The 4,129-nt window shown below is 67.1% G+C and carries 7 protein-coding genes; 3 read left to right on the top strand and 4 right to left on the bottom strand.

All coding sequences use genetic code 11. The annotated features are described in order from the left end of the window. Positions 1-234: 234 nt before the first annotated feature. From AC08OU_RS23230 to AC08OU_RS23215, 4 genes are all read right to left on the bottom strand, one after another. A complete protein-coding gene (locus tag AC08OU_RS23230) occupies positions 235-687 on the bottom strand; it encodes a dCMP deaminase (RefSeq protein ID WP_476602138.1) in 453 nt (150 codons plus the stop codon). Between the two features lie 71 nt (positions 688-758). Then, on the bottom strand, positions 759-1,073 hold the full coding sequence (locus tag AC08OU_RS23225; RefSeq protein ID WP_476605807.1) for a hypothetical protein: 315 nt from the start codon (positions 1,071-1,073) through the stop codon (positions 759-761). A 181-nt stretch (positions 1,074-1,254) separates the two neighbouring features. Then, positions 1,255-1,548, bottom strand: coding sequence for a hypothetical protein (locus AC08OU_RS23220; RefSeq protein ID WP_462188077.1), 294 nt, complete (start codon positions 1,546-1,548; stop codon positions 1,255-1,257). A gap of 53 nt (positions 1,549-1,601) precedes the next feature. After that, entirely contained in the window at positions 1,602-1,817 is a 216-nt protein-coding gene (locus AC08OU_RS23215) for a hypothetical protein (protein ID WP_476595813.1), read from the bottom strand. Positions 1,818-1,985: 168 nt separating this feature from the next. Between AC08OU_RS23215 and AC08OU_RS23210 the strand changes: the two genes are divergently transcribed. From AC08OU_RS23210 to AC08OU_RS23200, 3 genes are all read left to right on the top strand, one after another. Next, complete coding sequence (locus tag AC08OU_RS23210) at positions 1,986-2,519, top strand: flavoprotein (protein WP_476605808.1); 534 nt, start codon at positions 1,986-1,988, stop codon at positions 2,517-2,519. A gap of 103 nt (positions 2,520-2,622) precedes the next feature. Next, positions 2,623-3,048 (top strand): transposase domain-containing protein, encoded by a 426-nt coding sequence (locus tag AC08OU_RS23205; RefSeq protein ID WP_462188075.1) that lies wholly within the window; start codon positions 2,623-2,625, stop codon positions 3,046-3,048. 104 nt (positions 3,049-3,152) lie between these two features. Beyond that, a complete protein-coding gene (locus AC08OU_RS23200; RefSeq protein ID WP_476605806.1) occupies positions 3,153-4,067 on the top strand; it encodes a transposase in 915 nt (304 codons plus the stop codon). Positions 4,068-4,129: the final 62 nt, after the last annotated feature.

Raw genomic sequence — 4,129 nt, 5'->3', positions numbered from 1 at the left:
TAGGGCGTGGAAGTATGAACCGCCCCAAGATTCGTCCGCAGCGATTTCTGGCCATGCGTAACCTTTGTCGCGTCGCTGGTAGCCTGATCCAAGTAGCTGGCCGCTGGAGATGTTGACCATGCCGACTTACATGGCTTACTGACTACAGTAGACAAACTCAACATGATACCGCCCCCCACAGGGCGTGCGTTTCTTTTTTCTTATATTTCCGAGACGCAAGGCGATGAATTTGATTCAGACCGACAGGTGGGCGTTCATGGCTCGGGCCTTCTCGGCAAGCTCAGGCAGTTCCGCGACAGTGACGCCGGCTTGGGTGAGGAGTTCGTAGCCTTGGCAGTCAGCGACGAAGAGGCTGGGTTCGCGCCAGGCGATGACCACCCGTGGGATTTTTGCTTCCAGGATGAGCTGGGTGCAGGTGCGTGGCCGGGACTTACGCTGCGAGCAGGGTTCGAGGGTGCTGTAGATCGTCGCGGTGGCGAGCCGCGGGTCGTCGGGGGCGATCTTCACGAGGGCGGATTCCTCAGCGTGCACCGCGTCGTCGACCTCACGGGAGAAACCGAAGGCGATCTCCTCGTTGTTCTCGTCGACGATGACAGCGCCGACCGAGTAAGCGCCGGTGGCGGGCGGGCAGCGGTGGGCGAATTCGATGGCCCGGGTCATCCAACGGTGGTCGTCGAGCTGGGGCATGGAGCAACTCGTCCTTCCCTGGGGCCAGTCCCTGGTGGAGGCGGACCGGATGGCCGGTGGCGGGATGGTAGTCAGACGGTGATGGCCGTGGGGACCTGGTCCATCCCCTGGCGGAACTCGCGTACCTGGGGGACAGTCTGCCATCCGGCGACGGCGTCACGCAGTGACCGCAGACTGGTCATGATGCGTCCGGAGTGCGTGCTGGCGCCGACCGTGAGTGCGTCGAGACCGAGTATCGCGGCTTGCTCGGGTTCGCGTGCTCCTGCGTGCGCGAGGGCTTCGCGGGCGAGGTAGACACCGCGGTCGCGGTGGAACGCGGAGGGGAGACCGTCGATCGCGGTCCGGAATCCGGTGGCTGCGGCCGGATAGTCACCGAGGGCGGCCAACAAGGCGTAGAGGAGGCGGGGGCCATCTCCCCACCGGCCAGGGCTGGGGCCGGTGACGGGGCGGCATCCAATGAAAAGCCCCCCGGCTGTAGCAGGGGGGCGAGCGCAGACCTACACCGCCCAAGAGGGGACGGTTCAGACTGTCTTTCGGTCATATCCCATCGATCGGGGACGGTGGCGGCTATCGGCTTTTGTAGATGTCGTGAGTCCCAATCCGCAACCAGCGCACATGAGAGCCGTCCCGGCCTGGGACGGGGTCCCCGTACTCCCACAGCGCCCGGCCGTCCTTCGCCCAGCGCAGCTCGAACACGCCCGGCTCCGAGCGGAAGCCCTTCACCCCGAGGCTCGGGTGGAACTGGCCCGGCTCCAAGCCCTCGCGGAACAGCACGACCGCGCGGCGGAACGCTCGCCGCTGCTCGGGAGTCAGCCGCGCGTACTCCGCCACGAAGCGGGCCACCTGCTCGTACGCGGGCACGCCGTCACGATAGTGCGTCGATCATTCCGAGCTCACGGGAGGTACGCGGCTCATCAGCTTGCCTTCGGGTGCTCCTCGACGGCCAACTGGTCCAGCTCGTCCAGAAGGGCATCGAACGCAGCGTCGGACAGGCAGAAGACGGTGCGACCCGCCTCGACATCCTCGTGGGCCTCGTCGATCGCGCGCTTGGTGTCGGGGTCGGGTTCATCAACCCACTCGTGGGGCTCAGGGTAGGGCTGCGCCGTCGCGTCCATGGCCAGCCTCCGCATCGGTGCGCATCGTGTCGACCCAACCTTAGCTTCGTCCCTGATGGCTTGCGGCGGCAGCCTGGGCGAGCCTCAGGGCTGACGGACCCAAGCTGACACGGCCGATGTGCCTGCGGCTTGTTGGCACGCGAAGGCTGGGCGCGGCAGCATCCGTTCACATCAGCCATCGGAGTGGTGCCCGCTGCGCGGCAGGAGTCGCGCCCCACGTTGACCGTCTCGTGGCCCCTCATTCAAACCCGAGGATGGGACGTCTGCCTGATCACCACACCGGCGGCCGTGGCATTCATCAACATACCAGCACTTGAAGAACAGACCGGTCATCCTGTGAAGAGCGTCTACCGCCAGCCAGGCGAGTCACGATCGAACTCGTTCCCCCAGGCAGACACGATCATCGTCGCCCCGGCGACCTACAATACGATCAACAAATGGGCTGCCGGTACCAGCGACAACTACGCCCTTGGTGTCCTGGCCGAGGTATTCGGATTGGGTATCCCGGTCATCGTCCTGCCGTTCGTCAACTCGGCTCTGGCCGCGCACTTCGCCTTCCAGCGCAGCGTCACTGAGCTGAGGAAGGCCGGAGCCCACATCCTCATGGGACCGGGGGCCTGGCAGCCGCACGAGCCCCACACCGGCGGCCAGCACTTGGACACGTTTCCGTGGGGACTCGCACTCGACGAAGCGGATTATAGGACCGCGGGGAGCTGACCGTCCTGGACCAGTCCCAATGCCACTGACGCTATTTGGATCTTGGCTGGCGCCGGGGTGTCGGTTCCGGTAGTTCTGCCTGGTTAGCAGCATGATCAGGGGTGTGGCGGACACTGGGGCGGTGGCGGCCGGCCGGCTGACGGACTGGGTCTCGCTGGGGGTCCTGACGTCGTTCGTGCCGCGTGACGCGGTCGACGAGGCGATCGAAGCGACCGGAAAGGGCGCCAGGCGCAGCGACGCGACGATCCCGCCGCACGTGGTGGCCTACTTCGTGATGGCGTTGGCGCTGTTCGCGGACGACGACTACGAGGCGGTCGCACGCCGGCTGGCCGGGACGCTCGACGACTTCGACGTCACCTCGCCGAAGTGGGAACCGACGACGGGCGGGCTGACCAGGGCCCGCCAGCGGCTCGGCCCGGCGCCGCTGGCGGAACTGTTCTGCCAGGTCGCGGCGCCGGTCGCGGACCTGGACACCCTCGGGGCGTTCCTCGGGGCGTGGCGGCTGATGAGCATCGATGGGCTGGAGTAGGACGCGCCCGCGTCCAAGGAGAACATCGCCGCGTTCGGCCTGCCAGCAGGCCGTGACGACGCGCCGGGGGCGCTGCCGAAGGTCCGCGCGGTGACCGTGTCCGAGTGCGCCTCGCACGCGGTGGTCCTCGCCGAACTCGGCCCGGCTGGCGGAACGAAGGCCGCCAGCGAGCAGGCCCTCGCCCGAAGCCTCTACCCACGGCTGGAGTCCGACTGGCTGCTGCTCGCCGACCGGAACTTCTCCTCCTGGGGGAGGACTGGCGCACGGCCGCGGACACCGGTGCGGCGCTGCTGTGGCGGGTCAAGGCCACCCTGCGCCTGCCCCCGCTGAAGGCGCTACCCGACGGTTCCTACCTGACCGTCCTGATCAACCCGAAGATCACCGGGAAGGCGCGTGACGCGCTGCTCACCGCCGCCCGCGCCGGCACGCCGCTGGACCCGGTGAAGGCCCGCTACGCCCGCCTCGTCGAGTACGACGTCCCCGACCGGAAAGACGACGGGAAACACGAGATCATCGCCCTGATCACCACCATCCTCGACCCACGGGAGGCGACGGCGACCGCCCTGGCCGGGGGTTATCACCACAGATGGGAACAGGAAACCGGCAACGACCAGCTCAAGACCTACCTGCGCGGCCCCGGCAGGGTCCTGCGCTCCAAGCACCCCGACACCGTCTACCAGGAGATCTGGGGCTACCTGCTCACCCACCACGCGATCGCCACCCTGACCTGCCAGGCCGCGACCGCCGCCGGGATCGACCCCGACCGGATCAAGTTCAAACGCACCGTAAGGATCATCCGCGACCGGGTCGTCACCGACCCGACTTTTCCCCCTGACCACCATCACCGCACCATGCGGCTACTCGCCGCCGACATCACCCAGCCGGACACGCTCAACACCCGCCGCGAACGTACCTACCCCCGCGTGGTCCGCCGTGCCCGGCACAACCAGTACCCCGTCAAGAAACCCGGCCAGTGCGGCACCCACCACGACGCTCCACCCCACGATCAGGCTCGCTAAGGGGACGTAATGAAGTAACGAATACGTGATCGAGAGCATCATCGCAGGTCACAGGCCTGTGG

It is taken from the genome of Frankia sp. CcMO1 (assembly GCF_977945845.1).
Note: the sequence above shows the minus strand (reverse complement) of the source record. Positions and strands in the feature narration are given on the sequence as shown.

Excerpts from the sequence above, each read along its gene's own strand:
- AC08OU_RS23230 (WP_476602138.1), bottom strand. The coding sequence starts at position 687 with ATGCCCCAGCTCGACGACCACCGTTGGATGACCCGGGCCATCGAATTC.
- AC08OU_RS23215 (WP_476595813.1), bottom strand. The coding sequence starts at position 1,817 with ATGCGGAGGCTGGCCATGGACGCGACGGCGCAGCCCTACCCTGAGCCC.